Origin of the sequence: Geothrix oryzae, from assembly GCF_030295385.1 — a bacterium.
In the GTDB taxonomy this organism is placed as follows: Bacteria; Acidobacteriota; Holophagae; order Holophagales; family Holophagaceae; genus Geothrix; species Geothrix oryzae.
In genome coordinates this window covers 1,026,068-1,046,556 of record NZ_AP027079.1, presented here as the reverse complement: position 1 = coordinate 1,046,556, position 20,489 = coordinate 1,026,068, and the positions used below count along the sequence as shown (strand labels likewise).

23 protein-coding genes are annotated in these 20,489 nt (G+C 68.9%); 13 read left to right on the top strand and 10 right to left on the bottom strand.

Annotated features, from left to right (window positions below):
* Positions 1 to 62: 62 nt before the first annotated feature.
* From QUD34_RS04760 to QUD34_RS04740, 5 genes are all read left to right on the top strand, one after another.
* A complete protein-coding gene (locus QUD34_RS04760) occupies positions 63 to 2,084 on the top strand; it encodes an alpha-ketoacid dehydrogenase subunit alpha/beta (protein WP_375380012.1) in 2,022 nt (673 codons plus the stop codon).
* Between the two features lie 8 nt (positions 2,085 to 2,092).
* Positions 2,093 to 2,947 carry an MBL fold metallo-hydrolase gene (locus QUD34_RS04755; protein ID WP_286355455.1) on the top strand — a complete coding sequence of 285 codons (855 nt, stop codon included), beginning with the start codon at positions 2,093 to 2,095 and terminating at the stop codon, positions 2,945 to 2,947.
* A gap of 64 nt (positions 2,948 to 3,011) precedes the next feature.
* Positions 3,012 to 3,452, top strand: coding sequence for an ExbD/TolR family protein (locus QUD34_RS04750; RefSeq protein ID WP_286355454.1), 441 nt, complete (start codon positions 3,012 to 3,014; stop codon positions 3,450 to 3,452).
* A complete protein-coding gene (gene tolA, locus QUD34_RS04745; RefSeq protein WP_286355453.1) occupies positions 3,449 to 4,264 on the top strand; it encodes a cell envelope integrity protein TolA in 816 nt (271 codons plus the stop codon). Before QUD34_RS04750 ends, tolA begins: the two co-directional genes overlap by 4 nt.
* The gene (locus QUD34_RS04740) at positions 4,261 to 5,487 is read left to right on the top strand and encodes a hypothetical protein (protein ID WP_286355452.1); all 1,227 of its coding nucleotides are present in this window, start codon (positions 4,261 to 4,263) and stop codon (positions 5,485 to 5,487) included. The genes tolA and QUD34_RS04740 overlap by 4 nt, the downstream gene beginning before the upstream one ends.
* Here the strand turns inward: QUD34_RS04740 and QUD34_RS04735 are convergent.
* From QUD34_RS04735 to QUD34_RS04720, 4 genes are all read right to left on the bottom strand, one after another.
* Entirely contained in the window at positions 5,484 to 6,218 is a 735-nt protein-coding gene (locus tag QUD34_RS04735; RefSeq protein WP_286355451.1) for a hypothetical protein, read from the bottom strand. The two genes, QUD34_RS04740 and QUD34_RS04735, sit on opposite strands and share 4 nt — an antisense overlap.
* A 208-nt stretch (positions 6,219 to 6,426) precedes the next feature.
* A complete protein-coding gene (locus QUD34_RS04730; RefSeq protein WP_286355450.1) occupies positions 6,427 to 6,942 on the bottom strand; it encodes a hypothetical protein in 516 nt (171 codons plus the stop codon).
* A gap of 79 nt (positions 6,943 to 7,021) precedes the next feature.
* Positions 7,022 to 8,149 (bottom strand): lipid-A-disaccharide synthase, encoded by a 1,128-nt coding sequence (gene lpxB, locus QUD34_RS04725; protein ID WP_286355449.1) that lies wholly within the window; start codon positions 8,147 to 8,149, stop codon positions 7,022 to 7,024.
* Positions 8,146 to 8,856: a hypothetical protein gene (locus tag QUD34_RS04720; RefSeq protein ID WP_286355448.1), complete on the bottom strand. Its 711-nt coding sequence runs from the start codon at positions 8,854 to 8,856 to the stop codon at positions 8,146 to 8,148. Before QUD34_RS04720 ends, lpxB begins: the two co-directional genes overlap by 4 nt.
* A gap of 28 nt (positions 8,857 to 8,884) precedes the next feature.
* On the opposite strand from QUD34_RS04720, the gene QUD34_RS04715 reads away from it, so the two are divergent.
* From QUD34_RS04715 to QUD34_RS04695, 5 genes are all read left to right on the top strand, one after another.
* Positions 8,885 to 9,247, top strand: coding sequence for a DUF2203 domain-containing protein (locus tag QUD34_RS04715; protein WP_286355447.1), 363 nt, complete (start codon positions 8,885 to 8,887; stop codon positions 9,245 to 9,247).
* A gap of 4 nt (positions 9,248 to 9,251) precedes the next feature.
* A complete protein-coding gene (locus QUD34_RS04710; RefSeq protein ID WP_286355446.1) occupies positions 9,252 to 9,701 on the top strand; it encodes an MGMT family protein in 450 nt (149 codons plus the stop codon).
* Positions 9,702 to 9,792: 91 nt separating this feature from the next.
* A complete protein-coding gene (gene purS / locus QUD34_RS04705) occupies positions 9,793 to 10,029 on the top strand; it encodes a phosphoribosylformylglycinamidine synthase subunit PurS (protein WP_286355445.1) in 237 nt (78 codons plus the stop codon).
* On the top strand, positions 10,029 to 10,727 hold the full coding sequence (purQ, locus tag QUD34_RS04700; protein WP_286355444.1) for a phosphoribosylformylglycinamidine synthase subunit PurQ: 699 nt from the start codon (positions 10,029 to 10,031) through the stop codon (positions 10,725 to 10,727). The genes purS and purQ overlap by 1 nt, the downstream gene beginning before the upstream one ends.
* A 147-nt stretch (positions 10,728 to 10,874) precedes the next feature.
* Positions 10,875 to 11,732 (top strand): AraC family transcriptional regulator, encoded by an 858-nt coding sequence (locus QUD34_RS04695; protein WP_286355443.1) that lies wholly within the window; start codon positions 10,875 to 10,877, stop codon positions 11,730 to 11,732.
* Between the two features lie 63 nt (positions 11,733 to 11,795).
* Here QUD34_RS04695 and QUD34_RS04690 read toward each other — a convergent pair whose 3' ends face one another.
* From QUD34_RS04690 to QUD34_RS04680, 3 genes are read right to left on the bottom strand one after another with little or no spacing between them, the layout of a single operon-like run.
* A complete protein-coding gene (locus QUD34_RS04690; RefSeq protein ID WP_286355442.1) occupies positions 11,796 to 12,152 on the bottom strand; it encodes a hypothetical protein in 357 nt (118 codons plus the stop codon).
* Between the two features lie 46 nt (positions 12,153 to 12,198).
* The gene (locus tag QUD34_RS04685) at positions 12,199 to 12,657 is read right to left on the bottom strand and encodes an Ada metal-binding domain-containing protein (protein WP_286355441.1); all 459 of its coding nucleotides are present in this window, start codon (positions 12,655 to 12,657) and stop codon (positions 12,199 to 12,201) included.
* Between the two features lie 51 nt (positions 12,658 to 12,708).
* Positions 12,709 to 14,316, bottom strand: coding sequence for an amidase (locus QUD34_RS04680; protein ID WP_286355440.1), 1,608 nt, complete (start codon positions 14,314 to 14,316; stop codon positions 12,709 to 12,711).
* Positions 14,317 to 14,442: 126 nt separating this feature from the next.
* Here QUD34_RS04680 and QUD34_RS04675 point away from each other — a divergent pair, with 126 nt between their 5' ends.
* The 3 genes from QUD34_RS04675 to QUD34_RS04665 all read left to right on the top strand — a co-directional run bounded on the left by QUD34_RS04675 (position 14,443) and on the right by QUD34_RS04665 (position 16,405).
* Complete coding sequence (locus tag QUD34_RS04675) at positions 14,443 to 14,631, top strand: hypothetical protein (protein WP_286355439.1); 189 nt, start codon at positions 14,443 to 14,445, stop codon at positions 14,629 to 14,631.
* An 82-nt stretch (positions 14,632 to 14,713) separates the two neighbouring features.
* The gene (glnA, locus tag QUD34_RS04670) at positions 14,714 to 16,132 is read left to right on the top strand and encodes a type I glutamate--ammonia ligase (RefSeq protein ID WP_286355438.1); all 1,419 of its coding nucleotides are present in this window, start codon (positions 14,714 to 14,716) and stop codon (positions 16,130 to 16,132) included.
* Between the two features lie 84 nt (positions 16,133 to 16,216).
* Positions 16,217 to 16,405, top strand: coding sequence for a hypothetical protein (locus QUD34_RS04665; RefSeq protein WP_286355437.1), 189 nt, complete (start codon positions 16,217 to 16,219; stop codon positions 16,403 to 16,405).
* A 6-nt stretch (positions 16,406 to 16,411) separates the two neighbouring features.
* On the opposite strand, the gene QUD34_RS04660 is transcribed toward QUD34_RS04665, so the two are convergent.
* The 3 genes from QUD34_RS04660 to QUD34_RS04650 form a co-directional block, all read right to left on the bottom strand.
* Positions 16,412 to 16,870, bottom strand: coding sequence for a methyltransferase family protein (locus QUD34_RS04660; RefSeq protein WP_286355436.1), 459 nt, complete (start codon positions 16,868 to 16,870; stop codon positions 16,412 to 16,414).
* A gap of 48 nt (positions 16,871 to 16,918) precedes the next feature.
* Positions 16,919 to 19,231, bottom strand: coding sequence for a phosphoribosylformylglycinamidine synthase subunit PurL (gene purL, locus QUD34_RS04655; protein ID WP_286355435.1), 2,313 nt, complete (start codon positions 19,229 to 19,231; stop codon positions 16,919 to 16,921).
* 61 nt (positions 19,232 to 19,292) lie between these two features.
* A complete protein-coding gene (locus tag QUD34_RS04650; RefSeq protein ID WP_286355434.1) occupies positions 19,293 to 20,432 on the bottom strand; it encodes a PilZ domain-containing protein in 1,140 nt (379 codons plus the stop codon).
* Positions 20,433 to 20,489: the final 57 nt, after the last annotated feature.

Sequence of the window (20,489 nt, the reverse complement as noted above, 5' to 3'; positions counted from 1 at the left end):
ACCCGGCCCCATGGAGGTGGATGTTGGAAACCCCGACCCTGGTGAAAGCGGCCCTGAACGCGATGGACGGGCAGACGGCCCCCAGCCGCGAGGATCTCTGCCACTGGTACGAACTGATGCACCTCGGACGCCTGCTGGACGGCAAGGCGCCCAACTATCTGAAGCAGGCCATCGGCTGGTCGTACCACGCGCCCTGCGCGGGTCACGACGGCATCCAGCTGGCCGCGGGCCTGGCGTTCCGGCCGGGCCGCGACTTCCTCTTCCCCTACTACCGCGACTTGATGACCTGCCTCGCCGCGGGCCTCACGCCCGAGGAAATCATCCTCAACGGCATCTCCAAGGCCACCGATCCGGCCAGCGGCGGCCGCCACATGAGCAACCACTTCGCGAAGCCCTCCATCGGCATCCAGAATGTGTCCAGCCTCACCGGCAACCACACCCAGCACGCCGTGGGCCTGGCCCGCGCCGTGAAGACCTACGACCGCGACAGCGTGGTGTTCTGCAGCCAGGGCGAGTCCTCCCTGTCCGAGGGCTATTGCTCCGAGAGCATCAACGGGGCGGACCGCGAGAAGCTGCCCGTGATCTTCGTGATCCAGGACAACGGCTACGGCATCTCCGTGCCCAAGCGCGACCAGAGCGCCAACGAATACATCTGCGACAACTTCAGCGGCTTCCCGAACCTGAAGATCATCAAGTGCGATGGTCTCGATTTCCTCGACTCCACGCGCGCCATGGGCGAGGCCCTGGCCCATGTCCGCGCCGGCCACGGCCCCGCGATGGTCTACGCCATGTGCGTCCGCATCGGCAGCCACTCCAACTCGGATCGCCACGAGCTCTACCGTGACGAGGCCGAACTGGCGGAGGCCAAGGCGAAAGATCCCCTGCCCCGCTTCCGCGCCTACTGCCTGGACAAGGGCCTCAGCGAAGATGAGCTCGTCGCCATCGAGACCGAGAACCAGGCCCGCTACCTGGCCGCCCACGACAAGGCCATGGCCGCGCCCAGCCCGGATCCCGCCAGCATCTACGATTTCGTGATTCCCGAAGGCTGGGTTTCGGCGCAGTACCCCGACGGCACCCACCAGGCCACGGGCGACACCCTGAGCGTGATCGCGGCCCTGAACCAGACCCTGAAAGAGGAGTTCCGCCACAACCCGGACACCTTCATCTGGGGCCAGGACATGGCCAACAAGGACAAGGGCGGCATCTTCAATGTGTCGAAGGGCATGCAGCCGGAGTTCGGCGAGAGGCGCGTGTTCAACGCCCCCATCGCCGAGGACTTCATCATCGGCACGGCCAACGGCTTCTCGCGCCTCGACGACAAGATCCGCGTGGTGGTCGAGGGCGCCGAGTTCGCCGACTACATCTGGCCCGGGGCGGAGCAGATCGTGGAATGCAGCCACGACTACTGGCGCAGCAACGGCCAGTTCTCACCCAACATCACCATCCGCCTGGCCTCCGGCGGCTACATCGGCGGCGGCCTCTACCACTCGCAGAATGTCGAGGGCTGGCTCACCACCCTGCCCGGCATCCGCGTGGTGGTGCCCGCCTTCGCCGACGACGCCGCGGGCCTGCTCCGCACCGCCATGCGCAGCCGCGGGACGACGCTCTACCTCGAGCCGAAGTTCCTCTACAACGCCAAGATGGCCCATGCCGTGGTACCGCCGGACTTCGCCGTGCCCTTCGGCAAGGCCCGCGTCCGCCGCGAAGGTACCGACCTCACCATCCTCGCCTACGGCACGCCCGTCCACTTCGCCCTGGAGGCCGCCACCAAGCTGGAGAAGGAGGGCAAGTCCGCGGAAGTGATCGACCTCCGCAGCCTCAGCCCCCTGGACACACCGGCCATCATCAGATCCGTCAAGAAGACCCACCGCGTGCTCATCGCCCACGAAGACAAGGTCTTCGGCGGTTTCGGCGGCGAGCTAGCAGCCATCTGCGCCTCCGAGTGCTTCCCCTGGCTGGATGCCCCGGTCGAGCGGGTGGGGTCGGAGTTCACTCCCGTGGGCTTCAACCGCATCCTCGAGCGCGCCGTCCTCCCCAACGCCGACAAGGTGCTGGCCGCGGCCCGCAAGGTTCTCTCGTTCTAGGAGTCTCCATGCAGTTCGGTCCCTGGGATGTCCAGATCGTCAGCGGCGGCACCTTCCGGCTGGACGGCGGTGCCATGTTCGGCACGGTGCCGAAGGTCGTCTGGAACAAGCTCTATCCCGCCGACGAGGAGAACCAGATCCTCATGGCCACCAACTGCCTGCTGATCCGCGGCGAGGTGGATGGGAAGAAGCACATCATCCTCGTGGACAACGGCAACGGCGACAAGGAGACCGACGACTTCATGGCCCGCTTCAAGTTCGAGGGCCGGGGCGTGCTGGATGCGAACCTTGCGAAACACGGCGTGAAGCCCGCGGACATCACCCTCTGCATCCTGACCCACCTGCACTTCGACCACGCGGGCGGCAGCACGCGCTTCGACGCGGCCGGCGGGCTCGTCCCCAGCTTTCCCAACGCCCGCCATGTGGTGCAGGCGAAGGATCTCGCCGACGCGAAGCACCCCCACCTGCGGGTGAAGGCCAGCTACCTGCCACAGAACTGGGAGCCCCTGGAGGCCGCGGGCCTCCTCGACACCGTGGACGGCACGACCGAGCTCCTCCCCGGCATCTCCGTGCGCCCCGCCCCCGGCCACATCGAGGGCCTGCAGAATGTGGTGATCGAGGGCGGCGGCCAGCGCCTGGTCTACCTGGCCGACCTCATCCCCACCGCCCGCCACATCCAGCCTGCCTGGGTCATGGGCTACGACCTGGATGTCGTCACCTGCGTGAACGAGCGCCAGAAGCTGCTTCAGGAAGTCGCAGGCACGGGCACCGTCTGCATCTTCGAGCATGATCCCGACTTCCCGGCCGGCACCGTCAGCCGCGATGCGAAGGGGAAGTACGCCGTGACGCCGGTGGCCATTTAGAGATCGGCCGCCGGACTCGCCCACCCGCGCCGCGCTAGACTGGAACCCTCAGTCCGGGAGTTCCATGTCCTTCACCCCAGGATCCAGGCGCGGCGCCATGGCCGACATCAACATGACGCCCCTCATCGATGTGATGCTGGTGCTGCTGATCATCTTCATGATCGCGGCGCCCATGATGACCACGGGCGTGGATGTGAAGCTGCCCGAAAGCCGCACGGGCCGGAACCTGGAGAGCGAGGCCCTCACGGTGTCCGTCACCTTCGACGGCCGCCTGCAGTTCGACAAGGCCTTCATGGCCCTGCCCGTGCTGGCCAACCAGCTGAAGGCCCGGGCCCAGAGCGGCGGCAAGCGCCCCGTGCTGGTGCGCGCGGACCACAATGTGCCCTACGGCCGCGTCATCCAGGTGGTGGACGCCATCCGGGAGGCGGGCTTCACCCAGGTGGGCTTCGTCACCGCCGCCGCGCCCGCCGCTCCGCCCGCCTCCCTCGGCGCCGACGCGAAATGAGCCAGGACCTCCAGGCCTACCTCCGCAGCCGCTCCCATCTGGGCGAGCTGGGATGGTCATCGGGCCTGGCCCTGAGCCTGGCCCTGCACCTCGCCGTGGGGGTGGCCTTCTTCTGGCCTCGGGGCGGCTCTTCGGACCAGCCCGAGGAGGCCAAGGTCACCTGGGTGAACCTGCCTGCGGCCATGGGCGGCACTTCCGGCGGGTCGGACGCCATGGAGGTCGGCAAGACCGGCGAGCGCCTGCGGCGCGTGGAGGAGGTGGCACCCGTCCGCGACACCTCGCCTTCCGCCACGGCCCCCGACCCCTTCGCCACGAAGACCACCAAGTCCGCCGCCCGGGGCGACAGCAAGGATGCCGCCAGCCAGGGCACCGGCACCACCGCCGCCAAGGGCAAGACAGCCACACCCAATCCCGTGGCCGGCGCCGTGGGTTCGGGGAACGGCGCGGCCTTCGGCGCCGGCAGCGGCATCCCCGGCCTCAACCCCAGCGCCGGCGTGCAGGGGGGCGTGGGCCTCGTGGGCGGGGTGGATGGCAACTTCCCCTTCGTCTGGTACCTCCAGCAGGTCCAGGCCCGCATCACTTCCAACTGGAACCGGGTGTCGAGCACCCAGGGCCGCGTGCAGATCTACTTCCGCATCGCCCGGGACGGCAGCCTCGACCGGGTGCGCATCGAGGTGCCCAGCGGCAACGCCGCCATGGATGAAAGCGCCCGCATGGCCGTCCTCCGCGCCGCACCGCTCCAGCGGTTGCCCGAAGGCTATGACGGCCAGTACCTTGGCGTGCGCTTCTGGTTCACCTACCTGGGAAATTGAGCGGCTACACTCACACGATGCTCCCCCTCCTGCCCTTCGTGGCCGCCTACGCCCAGGTCCAGGCACCGCCCGCCTGCACGGTCGTCGTGGAGCCCAGGGAGGTCCGCCCGGGCGAGTCGGTGCTCCTCCGCTGGACCTGCCAGGTGCCCCGGGTGCGCCTGGAACCGGGCGGCATGATCCTGCCGGGCGGTTCGCAGGTGACCCTCCGCCCGTCGTACACCACCACCTACCGCCTTTTTGACGGATCCCCGGGAGGCGCGGAACTGGGCCACGCGGAGGTGCGCGTCACCCCCGGTCTCCCCCTGGGCGAGGCCGCCCGCATCTGCGCCTTCGACGCCAGCGCCAAGGCCGTGCTGCCGGGCGAGCCCGTGGTGCTGCGCTGGGAATGCGCGGGCAGCGCCAAGGTGCGCCTCGAACCCGGCGGTATGGAACTGGACGGCAAGAGCGAAGTGACCGTTACGCCCCTGGAGAGCACGCGCTACACCATCACCGCCAACAACGCCGCCGGAGGCCAGAGCCGGACGGTGGAGGTGGCGGTGCTGGGGCACCAGGCCCTTGCCATCGCCAAAACCCCCACCGCCACGGTTTGCAGCTTCGATGCCAGCCGTACCGTGGTGAAGCCCGGCGAGCAGGTGGACCTGCGCTGGATCTGCCAGGGGGACGCCAAGGTGCGCCTGGAGCCCGGGGGCCTGGAGCTGGACGGCCAGTCCAGCATCGCCGTGGTCCCGGACAAGACCACCGTCTACACCCTGAGCGTGAGCAACCTCATGGGAGGGTCCTCCCGCAGCGTCGAAGTCCGCGTGGAGGCGCCCCGCCGGGTGCTCACGGAGAAGGACCTGGCGGATCCGGAGGAGGCCATCAAGCCGCTGGACCGCATGGACCTGCCCGAGGCCCTGCACCGGGGAGCCGCGCTGCGCAGCGCCGCGCCTGCAGGTTCCTGGACCCTCCGGCTCGTGGTCTCCGGCCATGCACCGGGCCTCAAGCAGGTGGCCCGGGCCGCCGGCCCCAAGGCGCCGGAGGTCATCGTGCTGCCCTATGTCCGCCCGGACGGCTTCCGCTGGTGGCAGGCCTGCTACGGCGTCTTCCCCACCCGTACCGCCGCCCAGAAGGCCTGGCACGGCGCCCCGGCGGCCCTGAAGAGGGCCTTCCGGGATGCCTTGCCGCTGCGCCTCCAGAAGCTTCCGGGAGTCCCCGACACCACGACGGGATCTGGGGCGCCTTAGAGCCGCACGCCCAGCGTGATCCGCACATCCCGGCTCGGCCGGATCTGCGCCAGGTAGGCCTCGCTCATCCGCCAGTCGTTCGGCCCCGGATTCACGGCGGGGATCGACGAGCCGAAGCCCGTGCCCAGGGAGATCTTCTGGAAGGACCGGAAGCCTCCCTGGTCCTGGGTGAGCGTGTAGCTGACGGCGACGAGCATGTCCCGGTAGTTGTGGCTAACGGAGTACTGGTCGTAGGTGAAGGTGCCGTTGACCTGGGTCTGGCGCCGCCCCGAAATGCTCATGTCGTGGGAGCGTGATCCCAGGCTCAGGCCGACCTCACCGACGGGCAGCTGCCGGGTCACGGTCACGCCCAGCAGCGTGGACTTGTAGTCCGCCGAGCCGTTGTAGGTCTCCCGAAGGGTGGAACCGACCGCGTAGTTCTCGCCGGAATGGTAGAGCGACGGATGGGACAACCCTTCCGAATACTGGCCCTGGAGCCACAGTCCCCAAAGGCCCCGGCGGGCCACCTGGTAGCCCACATGCACGCCGCCCTGGTACCACAGGCCCGTGAACCGGCTGGTGACCACCGTGTAGGGCATCACGGGGAAGTTGCCGTTGCTGCTGATGGTCCCCTTCGATTCCTGCCCGATGGCGAATGAACCGCCCAGTTCCCATTCCCCGGCCTGGAGGCTGATGCCCGTGCAGACCAGCGGCATGAGCACCCTCAGCATCCGCCGCACCTTGATTTCCATGGTTCCACCCTGATCGAAGCGGACCTGGGCGCAGGGGCGCCCGGGCATCCGAAGAGCCGTCTGCGCCAGAACGGCGCCTGCGGCGGACAAACCGACCGCACCAGATGGCTCCACGGGAAGTCCTGCCGGGCGGCCGAAGGAAAAGCTCCCTAGACTCTGTCCGGTCGTCCAGGACCGGTCAACCCTGCGTCCGCGGGCCGGCCCGCGGTCAGCCCCGGGTGACTTCGATCTCGAAGGCCTCGCCGCTCATGTTCGCGTCCAGGGTGTCCACGATGAAGTAGAGGGTGCGGGTCTCCCGGCTGGGGTTCTGGTAGGTGGCCTGGGGCTCGCCGGAATGGATCCGGTTCTGGAGCAGGCCCTGTTCGTCGCGGCCCCACGCATTGACGGCCAGGACCCGGAACCAGGCCTTCCGGCCCTCCACCACATGGACCTTCACCTTCCCGCCCGCGGGCACCTCGATGGCGTAGGCCCGCCATCCGCTGACATCCGGAATCTTGTCCTTCACACGGACGCTGCCCGCCGGAAGCTGGAGGGCGGAGAGGGAAGGCCCCCGGCGCGCGGACCGGCGGGCCTCGCCCATGAGGCCGGAGTCGGCCCCGGCATCCGGCACCTGGGGCGTCATGGGCCCCCGCGGGGCCGTGGGAAGGTCCTTGGCCTCCACCACGGGGAGGGGGGCCGGGACCTGAAGCAGCAAGGCAGGCATCAGCAGCAGGGAAGGAATCATGGGCACCTCCGCTCATCAGATGCCGCCAAGGGGGAGCGAGGTTCGGCCGGGCGGAACTCGGCCTTGGAACCGATTCGCCTCAGAGCTTCCCCAACAGGTCCTCGGCCACGCGGCCCGCGGCGCCGGGCTCGCCGAGATGCCCCCGCACTTCCCCCAGCTCGGCGCGAAGGCGCCGGGCCGTCTCGGGCTCCAGCAGCCGGGCCAGCTCCCGACCCAGCCGCTCGGGGTTGACCTCGTCCTGCAGCAGTTCCGGCGCCACCTCGCGCCGCGCCACCACATTGGCCAAGCCGAAGTGGGGGACCCTCACGATGCGCTTGGCCATCTGGTAGGTAAGCGCGTTCAGCTTGTAGACGATGGCGAAGGGGGTGCCCAGGAGGGCGGTCTCCAGGGTGGCGGTGCCCGAGGCCACCAGGGCCGCCTGGGCATGGGCCCGGGCCGCATAAGTACGGCCTTCCACCAGCGTCACGGGGGCGCCCTTCAGGTGGGCGCGCACGAAGGCCGGATCCAGGGTGGGGGCCACGGGGAGCACCCACTGCACTTCGGGCCGGGTGGTCCGCCACTGCTCCGCCAGCTCAGCCATGGGCGGCAGCAGATGCTGGATCTCGCCCGTGCGGCTGCCCGGCAACAACGCCACGAGGGGTCGGGCCGGGTCCAGGCCCGCTTCCGAAAAGAAGGTGGCGCGGTCGCACTCGGGCTTCACCACCTCCACCAGGGGATGCCCCACGAAGCGGGCCTCCACCGAGTAGCCCCGGAACAGCTCCGGCTCGAAATCGAAGAGGCAGTAGAGCGTATCCAGGGTGTGGCCCAGTTCCGGGATGCGGCCCTTCTTCCAGGCCCACACCTGGGGGCACACATACTGATGCAGCTTCACGCTGGGCAGCTGCTTGCGCAGGGCCTTGGCCAGCCGCAGGTTGAAGCCGGGGTAGTCGATGAGCAGCGCCCCGGCGATGGCCTCTTCCGCCGCGGCAGCCAGGATCTGCTTGAAGAGCCGGTTCAGGCGCGGCAGGTGCTTGATCACCTCCACGAAACCCACCACAGCCAGGTCCTTCACATCCGCCAGCTTGCGGTCCAGTAAGGGGGTCATGCGCGGGCCGCCCACGCCGATGATCCGCAGATCCGGGCGCCGGGCCTTCAATTCGCGGAGCAGCTCCGCACCGTGCAGATCGCCGGAGTCCTCCCCGGCGATGACCAGCAGGGTCTGCGTCATGAATGACCCCCCACGTCATCACCATCGCCATCCAGCCCCGGCATGAGGTGTCTGCCGAACACCACGCTGTCATCCGGCACCACGGGCCGGCCCAGGGCCGTGGCGGGCATCTCCGCGGGGAACAGCACGGGCGGATGGACCGCCTCCAGCACCGCCGCCTGGGCCTGGAAGACCTCGGGATCCGTGGCAGGCAGGGCCATGTCCCAGCGGTAGCCCAGCCGCTGCAGCGGGCGCAGGTCCGAACCGGGCCCGCAGACGCCGCACCAGAGGCGGTCCGCCAACAGCTCGGCATCCGCGGTGCCCGGGTGCCAGCAGAAACCCACCGCCTCGGCCCGGGCCTGCCGCAGCAGGTCCACCAGCGCGGCCTCGGCGCCCGCCTCGATCTTCAGGGCCAGCTTCGGTCCCCGCCCCGAGGTGGCCTCCAGAAGGGATTCCAGGTGGCCGAGGATCCGGAAGCCCGCCTCGCGGGTCTCCGGCCGGCTCACGGGAATGGCGAGGAAATCCGGGCCCAGGCCGTGGCGCAGCACCTCGAGGGCCTCCTCCACCGGGGACCGGCCCGGCAGGTGCACGACATGCACGGCGGCGCCCCGGCGCACGGCCGGGCCCCACCCCGCATGGAGGGCGCCGTCCCAATCCAGGGCCAGCGGCCCCATGGGAACCCAGCGCGCGGGATCAAGGCTGGACGAAATCAGGGGCACGAACCGCATGGGTTTATCATGGAGCAACGGAGGCGCCATGGGCCGCATTTTCACCTTGGACGAAGCGCGGGCCCTGATGCCCCAGGTGAAGGCCACCACAGAACCTGTCTACACACTGGCTGCGAGTCTGGCCGAGGAGTTGAGCCAGGCGGAGGACGCCAAGGACGAGGCGCGATCCGAGGCCCTGCGCGAGCGGCTCCAGGTCCTCGTGCAAAGCTGGCAGCAGAGCATGCAGGACCTCGAGGCCGAAGTGAAGGGCCTCTGGCTGGTGGATTTCGATTCCGGCGATGGCTACTGGTGCTGGGCCTACCCCGAGGAAGCCCTCGACCACTGGCACAGCTATGAAGGCGGCTTCCGCTCCCGCGTGCCCGTGGATCAGCGGCCGGGCGTGCAGGCCTAGCCGGATGCCGAGGCCGAAGCCCGCAAAGCGTCTCGAGCCGCCCGCGCCGACGCGGGATTTCCGCGCCGCGGTCCTGGCCGTGGTGGCGCAGATCCCAGAAGGCCACCTCGCCTCCTACGGCCAGGTGGCGCTGCTGGCGGGTTTCCCCCAGCGCCCGCGCCAGGTGGGCATGGTGCTGTCGGGCCTGCCGGAAAACACGGACCTGCCCTGGCACCGCGTGGTGAACACCCGGGGCTATGTCCCCAGCCGGGGCCGCTGGTGGGGGGCCTTCGAGCAGATCGGGCGCCTGCGCGACGAAGGCATTGAGGTCGATGACCAAGGCAACCTCGACCTCGAGGCCCATCGGTGGAGCGGTGAGCCTTCGACGCCCCGACGCTCCAGGCGGGGCACCACGGCTTCACCAGCCGTCGGAAGAGCCGCCCCGCCCACCCCAAAGGCCCGGAAAAAGGGCTGAAGCCCGCCTCCCTGCCCGTCGCGGAGGTTCCTTTCCACCCACCCTGCCGGGGCCGCGATCGCTCAGGTACACTGGTGTCTGCGGAGGGGCCATGAAGGTTCGCGTGTCGGTGCAGTTGAAGCCCGGAATCCTGGATCCCCAGGGCAAGGCGGTGGAGCAGGGCCTGCATGGCTTCGGCTTCGCGGTGGAGCATGTGCGCATCGGCCGCCTCATCGAGATGGAGATTCCGGGCACGGATCCCGCCGAGGTGAAGGCCAAGGCCCTGGCCATGTGCGACAAGCTGCTGGTCAACCCGGTGATGGAGAAAGCCTCCATCGAGGTGGTCTGATGCGGGTGGCAGTCCCGATCTTCCCCGGGTCCAACTGCGACCACGACGCGCTTCACGCCTGCGGCACGGTCATGGGCTGGGACACCCTTCCCGTCTGGCACCAGGAGACCCGGCTGCCGGAGAACACCGAGCTGGTCTTCGTGCCTGGGGGCTTCAGCTACGGCGACTACCTGCGCTGCGGCGCCATCGCCGCCCTGGCGCCCATCATGGCGGATGTGAAGCGCCACGCGGACAACGGCGGCCTGGTGCTGGGCGTGTGCAACGGCTTCCAGATCCTCTGCGAGGCCCAGCTGCTGCCCGGCGCCCTGCTGCGCAACGAATCCCTGCGGTTCATCCATGCGGATGTGCACCTGCGGGTGGAACGGGCCGACCTGCCCTTCACCCGCGCCATGAGGGCCGGCGAGGTCTTCCGCGTGCCCATCGCCCATGCCGAGGGCAACTTCACCCTGGATCCCGCGGATCTGGCGGACCTGGAGGCCCGGGGCGGCGTCGCCTTCCGATACTGCTCGGCCCAGGGCGAGATCGGCGAGACCCATGTGCCCAACGGCGCCATGAACGGCATCGCCGGCATCGTGAATGTCCGCGGGAATGTGCTGGGCATGATGCCCCACCCCGAGCGGGCCGTGGATCCCAAGCTGGGCCCCACCGGTGGCCTGGGCGTGTTCCGGAGCCTGGAAGCGGCCTTCGCCAAGGCCTGAATCAAGGCCTGAGCCAGATGGGGATCGACCCTCGGGGCCTGGAAAAGGCCCTTGGCAGAGCCTTGTGAAAATTCCATGCCCAACAAAATCTTTTCCTGTCATCCTTCCTGGGACGCCCCGGTGGGCATGTCTTTTTATTCCTGAGCCATGAGCGAAACTGAAACCAAAAACCTTCAGACCTACACCAGCGGCCCCCTTAGACTGGCCGTCCTCAAGCGCGACCCGGTGCCCGCCAAGCTGCTCCCGGCGCGGGAAGCCTGGACGCTGCTGCAGCCCACCCACGCGGTGCGCGTCTGCACCAGCGAGGACCGCGAAGAGGGCGTGATCCGCTCCGGCGACCTGGCCCTCCTGCTGCCCGGGTTCGGTCACACGCTGAAGCGCCACCACGCCAACGCGCCTTTCGGCTTCACGGCCCTGTTCCTGGAAGGTCCATTCCCGGAGCCCCTGCTCTCCTCGCTGCAGAACCCGCCGCGGAAATGGCAGGAGTCCAGCTTCGCCGTGCTGCGGAGCCTCAGCCTCAAGCAGCTGTTCAGCATCTTCACGCAGGAACTGGCCAATCCCGACGGCGTGCAGCTCATGACCCGCGAGCTGTTCCTCATCCTGCTGGGTGCCGAGCTTTCGCGCCTGACGGAAAAGGAGGACCGGGGCCGCTTCCCCTACCGCCTGAACCGTTCGACCCTGCAGCTGGTGCTGGACCACATGGAGGTCCACATCGGCGCGAAGAACAGCGTGCCCGAGCTGGCCACCATGGCCCGCTGCACGCCGGACCACTTCATCCGCCTCTTCCGCGAGGCCACCAGCACCACGCCCCACCAGTACCTCATCGAGCGCCGCCTGCAGCGCGCCGTCACCCTGCTGGCCAACGGCGAGCGCCCCAGCGATGTGGCGAAGATCCTCGGCTTCTACGACGCCAGCGCCTTCACCCGCGCCTTCAAGCGCCGCTTCGGCGTGCCCCCCAGCGAGTACGCGCAGGAAGCCTACGACCGGCAGTTCCCGAAGAAGTAGGGAGAGGTCCCAGCACCGGAAAAGGGCGCCTTCGAGCGCCCTTTTCCGGTGCTGGGTAAGGCCTTACTTGGCGGCCTTCTCCGTCACGGCCTTGGCCTTGGTCGCGCCCTTTTCGGCGCCCTTCCGGGTCTTGCCCTTGGCTTTGTCCGTGCCGGCCTTGGCGGCGCCTTCGCCCTTGGCGGTGGCCGCCTTCACCTGGTCGCCGGCCACCGGGACGGCCCCGGCCTTGGCGTCGACCTTGGCTTTGGCATCCGAGGCCTTCTTGTCGGCCTTGGCCTTGGACTGATCGGCTTTTTCATCCGCCTTGGCCTTCCCCTTGTCGACGGTCGCATCCGCCTGTTTTTTGAGGTCGTCCTTGGTGGGAATCTGCGCAGAGAGCGCCAGCGTGGCACCCAGCATCACGGGAAGAAGAAGCTTCATCGGAACCTCCACTGAAGACTAGAGACTGAAGACGGAAGATCGCTCCTCAGGGCTTGCACACCTTGCAGGCCTTGTAGCCGGCCTTGTCGGCCTCGGCCGCCGAGGCGAAGGAGGTCCGGTTGGCATCCTTCATCTTCGCGGCGACCTTGCAGTCGGCCCGGTGGTAGGTCTTGGAGTCCTTGTTGGCGATGATGGCTGTCGAGGCGGCCACGGCCTTGGCTGGAGCAGCCTTGGCCGCCGCGGCGGGCGCGGGTTTGGCAGGCGCGGGGGCCGGGACCGCGGCGGGGGCCGGAGCGGGTTTCGCCGCAGCTGCAGCTGGAGCAGGCTTGGCGGGGGCGGTGGGGGTCGCGGCGGCAGCCTTCGCAGCCTCGGCCTTCTTGGCCTGCTTCTCAGCTTTCTTTTCGGCCTTCTTTTCGGCGGTGGTCTTGGGCGCGGCGGGCTTGGCGTCCTGGGCGGTGGCCACCACGGAGGCAGCCAGGAAGAGGGCTAGCAGCATGTGTTTCATCGATTCTCCTTGGTGAGGGGTGAGTCAGGGTGCGCCGCACCCCGGGGACTGTCAACGAGGGACGGCGCAGGAGGCCGGGAAACGGGGCGGGCGCCGGGCGCGCGTGGCCTGCTCGAAGCCGAAGGCCAGCTTCAGTAGCGGGCCCTCCTGCCAGGGCCCGCCCACGAACGAGAGGCCCAGCGGCATCCCGAAGGCGTACCCGGCGGGAACCGTGATATGGGGGCAGCCTGCCACGGCCGCCGGACTGGAGAAGCTGAGGCTGGAGCTGTCGCCGTTCAGGTGGTCGATGAGCCAGGCCGGGCCTCCGGTGGGCCCCACCAGGGCCTGCAGTCGGTGTTTCTCCAGCAGGCTGGTGATGTCCCGCCTTGCCTGGGCGCATGTCTCCAGGGCTTTGATGTAGGCGGGGTCCGTCGGGGGCCCCTTGGCCTGAGCCAGCTTCAGGATCTCCTGGCCGAAGAAGGGCATCTCCCGCCCCTTCTCCCGCTCATCGAAGGCCATGAGCGCCTCGAGGCTCCTCACGGCACCGCCCCTCCCGGCCAGGTAGGCCTCCAGGCCCGCCTTGAACTCGTAGAGCAGCACCTCGAATTCCGCATCGTCATAGGCCGAGGACTTCAACTCGACTTCCACCAGGGTGGCGCCCTGCGCCGTGAGCACCTCCAGGGCGGGCCGGATCACGGCGTCCACATGGGCATGGACGCCCAGGAGGTTCTTCACCACGCCGAGGCGCGCACCCTTCAGGCCCTCCGCCACGAGGAAGGGGGTGTAGTCGGCCTCCCGCCGCGCGTCCGCTTCGCGGGTGGCGGCGTCCCGGGGGTCGCTGCCGGCCAGGACATTCAGCAGGACCGCCGCGTCACGCACCGTGCGCGTCATGGGGCCGGCCGTATCCTGGGTGTGTGAGATGGGGATGATGCCGCTCCGGCTCACCAGGCCCACCGTGGGTTTCAGGCCCACCACGCCGCTGGCGTTGGCGGGGCTCACCACGGAACCGTCCGTTTCCGTGCCCACGGCCACGACGCAGAGGCTGGCCGCCGCGGCGGCGCCGGACCCGGAGCTGGAGCCGCTGGGGCTGCGGTCCAGAGCATAGGGGTTGCGCGTCTGTCCCCCGCGTCCGCTCCAGCCGCTGCTGCTGCGGGTGGACCGGAAATTCGCCCACTCGCTGAGGTTCGTCTTCCCCAGGACCACGGCCCCGGCCTCGCGCAGCTTCCGCACGAGAAAGGCGTCCTCCCTGGGCGCGGGGGCCTCGGCCAGCGCCAGCGATCCGGCCGTGGTCTTCATGCCGTCCGCCGTGTCGATGTTGTCCTTGAGGAGCACGGGAATGCCATGCAACGGGCCGCGGAGCCTGCCGGCCTTCCGTTCCCCATCCAGGGCCCTGGCGAGCGCCAGGGCCTCCGGGTTCAGCTCGATCACCGCATTCAGCTTCGGACCCGCCTGATCCAGCGCCCGGATGCGGGCCTGGTATTTCCGCACCAGGTCCGCCGCCGTCCAGTGACCCGCGGCCAGGCCCGCCTGAAGGCCGGCCACGGTGGCCTCCTCAAGGACCAGTCCCTTCGCGGGAGCGGCCTTCAGGTCGCCCCCGGTGAGCGCCGCCGCCCCCGCAGCCAGGCTCACCCCCAGGAAGGCGCGGCGATCGAGAGCCAGGGAATCGTCTTCACGCGGCATGGGCGGTCCTTCGAGGGGATGAAAGGATCATACCTCCGGATGACCCGCCGGTCCCCGGAGCGCGTTCGCCGATCCGCACCTGCACCGGGGTGGGAGGCGGCGGATCCTGTGATCCGGGAGGTTTCCATGGCCGCGTTCCTGCTCTGGCTCATCCTGCTGGTGGTCTGCTGGCCCCTGGCCCTCCTGGCGCTGATCCTCTACCCGCTGGTCTGGCTGCTGCTCCTGCCCTTCCGCCTCCTGGGCTTCGCCGTGGAGGGCATCTTCGGGCTGGCGAAGGGGCTGTTCCTGCTGCCGGCGCGCCTCCTCGGGCGATGAACGGGGGCGGAGCGAGGGTTGAGCCAGATCACATTCTTTGTTGATCTATCGATCTAGAATGGCCGGGTCCCGTGGAGGCCCCGTGTTCAACGGTTTCGAGCAGGCCCGTCAGTTCATCCAGGCCCATTCGGTCCGCATGATCGACCTCACCTTCAGCGATCTCTGGGGCCGCTGGCACCATGTCAGCATTCCCGCCTCCCAGTTCAACGAGCAGCTCATGCGGGACGGCGTGGGCTTCGACGGTTCCAGCGTGGGTCTGAAGTCCGTGAAGTCCGGCGACATGGTGCTGATCCCGGACCTGGCCACGGGCCACATGGACCCCTTCTGGGAGGCCCCCACCCTCAGCTTCATCTGCTCGGCCTACGAGGCCGACACCAAGGCGCCCTTCCCCGTGGATCCCCGCAACATCGCCATCCGCGCGGAGGCCTACCTGAAGGAGACGGGTATTGCCGATCAGAGCATCTGGGGCCCCGAGTACGAGTTCTATGTCTTCGACAAAGTAAGCTACGAGAACGGCGTCAACACCGCCTCGTACCGCGTGGACAGCCGCGAGGCGGACTGGCACAGCGGCGAGGGCGGCCATGGGCACTTCATCCCCCTGCACGGCGGCTACCATGCCATGGCGCCGAAGGACCAGCTCTACAACCTGCGCGCCGAGATGTGCATGGAGCTCGAGCAGATGGGCGTCGAGGTGAAATACCACCACCACGAGGTGGGCGGCCCGGGCCAGTGCGAGATCGAAACCCCGCTCTTCCCCCTGCTGAAGGCGGGCGATGCCACCCAGATCGTGAAATATGTCGTGAAGATGGTGGCCCACCGCCGGAACCAGACGGCCACCTTCATGCCCAAGCCCCTCTACGGCGAGGCCGGCAGCGGCATGCACTTCCACCAGATGCTGATGAAGGGCGGGAAGAATCTCTTCTACGACGAGAACGGCTACGGAAAGATGAGCCAGGAGGCCCTCTGGTACATCGGCGGCATCCTGGCCCACGGTCCGGCCCTGCTGGCCCTCACGAACCCCAGCACCAACAGCTACCGCCGTCTGGTGCCCGGTTTCGAGGCCCCCATCAGCGCCTTCTTCTCCCTGGGCAACCGCTCCGCCGCCATCCGCGTGCCCAAGTATGCGGATCAGCCCGAAACCGCCCGCTTCGAGTTCCGCCCGCCCGACGCCACCTGCAATGTCTACCTCGCCTTGGCCGCGCAGCTGCTCGCCGGCATCGACGGCATCCAGAAGAAGCTGGATCCCACGGCCCTGGGCTTCGGCCCCATCGACCAGAACATCTTCGGCTGGACCGAGGAGCAGCGCCGGAGGATCAAGAGCCTGCCCACCAGCCTCATGGAGGCCTGCGAGGCGCTGGAGGGCGACATGGACTTCCTGCTGGCGGGGGGCGCCTTCGACCGCCTCCAGCTGGAGGACTACCTCAGGCACCTCCGCGCCCAGGAGGCCGCCGTTCGGAACCGGCCCCATCCCTACGAGATGGCCCTCTACTTCGAGGCCTGAGAACTGGCGGGAAACGGCCTGAAGCCCGATATTGGCTCCGGCGCGGCTCCCCAGACGGATCGCCGGGCCACGCGGGAGGCCACCATGGATGTCTACCTGGACCCCAAGGAAACGGAACTCCTGACGGGGCTGCTCGAACATCGACTCGAAGGGCTCCACCGGGAAATCCACCACACGGACAGCCGGTCCTTCAAGGCGGAGCTCAAGGCCGAAGAGGCCCTGGCGCAGGAGGTTCTGGCCAAGCTGAAGACCCCCGCCGCCATGGGGATCTAGGGGCTCCTAGGCCCACCGCCGCACGCGGCGGACATAGGCTTCGTAGGCCCCCCCGAACTGGGCCCGCAGCCGGACCTCCTCCCGGGCGATGACGAGGCGGTCCAGGAGAAGCACCAGCCCGGAGACCATCAGCAGCACCCAGGCCGAGTCCAGCAGCATCCCGAGCCCGGCGAGGCAGGCCGAGAGGCCCAGGTAGAGGGGGTTCCGGGAATATCCGAAGGGGCCCGAGGTCAGGAGCGCCGTGGCCTCTCCGTTGGGGTTCGGCGTGGTTCCCGCGCCCTTGAACGCGGCCAACGCCCACCCGGCGAGGGCCAGGGAGCCGGCCAGCAGCGCCACGCCCACCCCATGCCTCAGGGCATCCGGAAGGTGCGTGCCGAGGGGCCGCAGGAACCCCAGGCCCCAGCCCGCCAGGAGGCAGGCCAGGAAGAGGAGTGGTGGCTGGGGAGACCTCTGGTGTTCGGGCATGCCTGCCTCCCTTTCCCGGGGGGAGAGGATACCCACTCCGCCATCGGGTCAGGCCAGGGACTTCTCGAGGGCCTCCCCGTGTACGGCCTTCAGATCCGCCGCATCGGCATCCAGCAGAGGCTGGCCATCCACGGCCAGGGTGATGCGCGCGCCGCCCGTGGTGCCGATCTTCGCGAAGGGCACCCGGTGCGTGGCGCAGAGCGTCGCCAGGCTGCCTTCGCCTTCGGCGGCCACGCTCACCACGATGCGGCCGGCCGTCTCGCCGAACAGCAGGCTGTCCAGGCGCAGGGCCCCCTTCGTCAACATCAGCTGGCAGCCCATGCCTTCACCCTCATCCGCACCGAAGGCGCTCTCCAGCGCGGTGACCAGCAGGCCACCCTCGCTGGTGTCGTGGGCGCTGCGGATGAGGCCCAGGCGGACACCCTCGCGCACGCAGGCCTGGAGCCGCAGCTCCTCGTCTAGGCGCAGCTCGGGGCAGGCGCCCTGCACCTTGCCCGTGCGGAGCTTCAGGTACTCACTGCCGCCCAGCTCCTCGCGCGTCTCACCCAGCAGGAAGATGCCATCGTGGGCCGCGCGGAAGGCGGAGCCGCAGATGCGGTTGCCGACCTTGGACAGCGCGGTGGCGTCCGGCGCGTCCACGGCCACCGGGCCCGCGCAGTCCTCCACCAGACCCACCGCCGCGATCATGGGCGTGGGGAAGATGCTCTGGCCTTCGGTGTCGTTGTAGAGGCTCACATTGCCGCTGACGATGGGCACATCGAGGGCCAGGCAGGCCTGGCGGATGCCCAGGCAGCCCTGCTCGAAGGTCCACATGTTCTCGGGTTTCTCAGGGTTGCCGTAGTTCAGGCAGTCCGTGAGGCCGATGGGCTCGGCGCCCACGCAGGCCAGGTTGCGGCAGGCTTCGGCCACGGCGTGGGCCGCGCCCCAGAAGGGATCCAGGTAGCAGAAGCGGCTGTTGCAGTCGCTCGACATGGCCACGGCCTTGCCCGTGTCCTGGCCCGTCTCATCCTTCACGCGGATGATGCCCGCGTCGCCGCGCCCCATGCCCAGCAGCGTGTTGCTGCGCACGGTGCCGTCGTACTGCTCGAAGATCCACCGCTTGCTGGCCACGGTGGGCGCCTGGAGGAGCTGGCGCAGGGTGCGCTCCACTTCCGCGGGCTTGAGGTCTGTCGGCAGCGGCGCGGCGTTCACCGCGTCGAGGTAGCCGGGCCGCTGGCGCGGCCGGTCGTATTTGGGTGCCGCGTCCACCAGGGGCTGAATGGGCAGGTTGATGACGGGCTCGCCGTGCCAGCTGCCGATGAAGCGGCCGCTGTCGGTGACTTCGCCCACCACGCAGGCGTCCAGGCCCCACTTGTGCAGCACGGCGACGATCTTCTCTTCGCAGCCGGGGCGCGCCACCAGCAGCATGCGCTCCTGGCTTTCGCTGAGCATCAGCTCGAAGGGGGTCATGCCCTCCTCGCGCATGGGCACCTGGTCCAGCCGGATCTCCAGGCCCGTGCCCGCCCGGCTGGCCATCTCGAAGCTGCTGGAGGTGAGGCCCGCGGCGCCCATGTCCTGGATGCCGATGACCCAGTCGGTCTGGAAGATCTCCAGGCAGGCCTCGAGCAGCAGCTTTTCCGTGAAGGGATCGCCCACCTGCACCGTGGGGCGCTTCTCCTCGCTGCCCTCGCCGAACTCGGCGGAGGCCATGCTGGCGCCATGGATGCCGTCGCGGCCGGTCTTCGAGCCGATGTACATCATCTTGTTGCCGATGCCCGAGGCGAAGCCCTTGAAGATCTTGTCACTGCGCAGCACGCCCAGGGTGAAGGCGTTCACGAGGATGTTGCCGTTGTAGCTGGCGTCGAAGGCCGCATCGCCGCCCAGCATGGGGATGCCCATGCAGTTGCCGTAGCCCGAGATGCCCGCGGCCACGCCCTTCACCAGGCCCTTCATGCGCGGCGCGTCGATCTCCCCGAAGCGCAGGCTGTTCAGGTTGGCCAGGGGGCGGGCGCCCATGGTGAACACATCGCGGAGGATGCCGCCCACCCCGGTGGCGGCGCCCTGGTAGGGCTCGATGAAGCTGGGATGGTTGTGGCTCTCCATCTTGAAGGCCACGGCCCAGCCATCGCCGATGTCCACCACGCCTGCGTTCTCGCCGGGGCCCTGGAGGACGCGGGGGCCCTCCGTGGGCAGGTTCTTCAGGTGCACGCGGCTGGATTTGTAAGAGCAGTGCTCGCTCCACATGGCGCTGAACACGCCCAGCTCCGGGTAGGTGGGCAGGCGGCCATCCAGGAGGCGCAGGAGCACCTGCCACTCGTCCTTGGACAGCCCCAGCTCCAGGGCCAGGGATTCGGTGACAGCCGGTTCGTGGGCAGCGGACATGGAGGCTCCGGAAGCCTTGATTCTAGCGGTTTCGCCAGGGCCGAACGAGGCTTGACATCCTTCAGGACGGTTCGGGCTCCACCGGCGCCATGGGGGACTCCCCGCCTTCGTAGGTGCGGCGCAGCACCCCCTGGACGAGGCGCTGGAAGAAGGTGCCCCGTTCCGGGTTGAACACGATGGAGACGGTGGCCTTCAGTTCGGTGCCCAGTTCGAGCAGGGGACCGCCCTCGATGCCCGTGCCCAGCAGCAGGAAGGGCACGCGGCCCTGGACGGGTTCCAGGAGGGCCTTCATCCGCCGCCGCTCGTCCAGCCCCAGGCTGGGCACATGGAAGAGCAGCAGCGCCGGATGCTGGGCCAGGGCCTCCTTGATCGCGGAGACCGTCGGCGCCACGCGGTGCAGGGGCTGGAGCCCCCCCAGGAGATTCTGAAGCGTCCCCTCGAGCGCCGCGTCTCCGGACACCAGCGCGAGCCCCCTGGGCGGGGTGGCGGCCGTGCGGGTCTCATCCGCGGCCGCGGCGGTTTCGACACCCCGCCGGGAGATCCGTTCCAGGTCCTCCTCCCGGTGCTCGAAGACCCACCGGGAGAGGGGGTGCAGCACCCGCTCGTCCAACTGGGGCCGGAACTCGATCCCGAAGGTCCGGCCATGCACATGGCGGACCTTGACCTTCGTGTTGATCCGGATGCCTTCCACCAGGGAGATGGTCACGGCCATCTCGTCCCCGGCCTGGAGCTCCCCTTCCAGGATGTCCCGGGTGCTGTAGATCCGAGCCCCGGTGGTGCTGATGTCCACCAGCGTCCCCGTGACGAGGTCGTACTTGGGGGTGCTGAAGGTCACGGGCACCCGGCCCACCCGCTCCACCCGGTAGGCCGACCGGTGGTCTTCCTCGTAGAGGGTCTCGGGGACCGCCAGGCGCAGGGTCCGGCGCCCCTCGGCCATGCCGAAGCCGAGGAGCTGGGTGGAGGCTTCCAGGAAGCTCACACCGTGGGGGAACCGCAGGCGCAGGTCGGCATTACGCAGGCCGTACAGGGCATCCTCCCGCCCCATGGTGGCGGCGGCCTGGAGGTCATGGCCCTCCAGGCGCAGGAACGACGATTCGAAACGGAGGTAGGGCGTGACCAGGATCATCAGCTCCCGCCGGTCGCAGGCGCGTCTGAGGATCTCCTCGACCGCTTCCGGATTTCGGATCAGGTTGCCCGCCAAGTCCCCCTCGCCTTCGGAATGTCTGTATGCATCATGGATTCCGTTCCGTACACTGAA

Coding starts and splice junctions, on each gene's coding strand:
- QUD34_RS04690 (WP_286355442.1), bottom strand. CDS start 12,152: ATGAAGCTTCTTCTTCCCGTGATGCTGGGTGCCACGCTGGCGCTCTCT.
- lpxB (WP_286355449.1), bottom strand. CDS start 8,149: ATGACGCAGACCCTGCTGGTCATCGCCGGGGAGGACTCCGGCGATCTG.
- purL (WP_286355435.1), bottom strand. CDS start 19,231: ATGTCCGCTGCCCACGAACCGGCTGTCACCGAATCCCTGGCCCTGGAG.
- QUD34_RS04760 (WP_375380012.1), top strand. CDS start 63: ATGGACGGGCAGACGGCCCCCAGCCGCGAGGATCTCTGCCACTGGTAC.
- QUD34_RS04680 (WP_286355440.1), bottom strand. CDS start 14,316: ATGCCGCGTGAAGACGATTCCCTGGCTCTCGATCGCCGCGCCTTCCTG.
- QUD34_RS04685 (WP_286355441.1), bottom strand. CDS start 12,657: ATGAAACACATGCTGCTAGCCCTCTTCCTGGCTGCCTCCGTGGTGGCC.
- QUD34_RS04715 (WP_286355447.1), top strand. CDS start 8,885: ATGGGCCGCATTTTCACCTTGGACGAAGCGCGGGCCCTGATGCCCCAG.
- tolA (WP_286355453.1), top strand. CDS start 3,449: ATGAGCCAGGACCTCCAGGCCTACCTCCGCAGCCGCTCCCATCTGGGC.
- QUD34_RS04750 (WP_286355454.1), top strand. CDS start 3,012: ATGTCCTTCACCCCAGGATCCAGGCGCGGCGCCATGGCCGACATCAAC.
- QUD34_RS04730 (WP_286355450.1), bottom strand. CDS start 6,942: ATGATTCCTTCCCTGCTGCTGATGCCTGCCTTGCTGCTTCAGGTCCCG.
- purQ (WP_286355444.1), top strand. CDS start 10,029: ATGCGGGTGGCAGTCCCGATCTTCCCCGGGTCCAACTGCGACCACGAC.
- QUD34_RS04710 (WP_286355446.1), top strand. CDS start 9,252: ATGCCGAGGCCGAAGCCCGCAAAGCGTCTCGAGCCGCCCGCGCCGACG.
- QUD34_RS04720 (WP_286355448.1), bottom strand. CDS start 8,856: ATGCGGTTCGTGCCCCTGATTTCGTCCAGCCTTGATCCCGCGCGCTGG.
- purS (WP_286355445.1), top strand. CDS start 9,793: ATGAAGGTTCGCGTGTCGGTGCAGTTGAAGCCCGGAATCCTGGATCCC.
- QUD34_RS04665 (WP_286355437.1), top strand. CDS start 16,217: ATGGATGTCTACCTGGACCCCAAGGAAACGGAACTCCTGACGGGGCTG.
- QUD34_RS04660 (WP_286355436.1), bottom strand. CDS start 16,870: ATGCCCGAACACCAGAGGTCTCCCCAGCCACCACTCCTCTTCCTGGCC.
- QUD34_RS04675 (WP_286355439.1), top strand. CDS start 14,443: ATGGCCGCGTTCCTGCTCTGGCTCATCCTGCTGGTGGTCTGCTGGCCC.
- QUD34_RS04755 (WP_286355455.1), top strand. CDS start 2,093: ATGCAGTTCGGTCCCTGGGATGTCCAGATCGTCAGCGGCGGCACCTTC.
- QUD34_RS04695 (WP_286355443.1), top strand. CDS start 10,875: ATGAGCGAAACTGAAACCAAAAACCTTCAGACCTACACCAGCGGCCCC.
- QUD34_RS04735 (WP_286355451.1), bottom strand. CDS start 6,218: ATGGAAATCAAGGTGCGGCGGATGCTGAGGGTGCTCATGCCGCTGGTC.